This window comes from Nocardioides malaquae (genome assembly GCF_015070385.1).
GTDB classification, from domain to species: domain Bacteria; phylum Actinomycetota; class Actinomycetes; order Propionibacteriales; family Nocardioidaceae; genus Nocardioides; species Nocardioides malaquae.
Map to the genome: position 1 here is coordinate 1 of NZ_JADCSA010000906.1, position 248 is coordinate 248.

Sequence of the window (248 nt, forward strand, 5' to 3'; positions counted from 1 at the left end):
CAGTTGCAGACACTGCAGGTGGTCAGTCCGCTGGCCACCCTGGCCCGCGGATACAGCATTTTGCTGGATGAACAAGGCCAGGCCATTCGCAGCGCGGAACAGACCCGCAACGGCCAACGCCTGACCGCCCGCCTGAACGAAGGCGAGCTGCTGGTGCGGGTCGAAGACAACCACCTGACCCCGGTCACCCTCTCACTACTGGACTGACACATGCCCCGCGTGCTCGCGCCCCTGCTTGCCCTTTCCCT

General features: G+C 64.9%; 1 protein-coding gene. It reads left to right on the top strand.

Annotation, left to right across the window (positions count from 1 at the left end; all coding sequences use genetic code 11):
• Positions 1 to 207: exodeoxyribonuclease VII large subunit (locus IEQ44_RS16335; protein WP_319804720.1), on the top strand; the 207-nt coding region annotated here is incomplete at its 5' end.
• Positions 208 to 248: the final 41 nt, after the last annotated feature.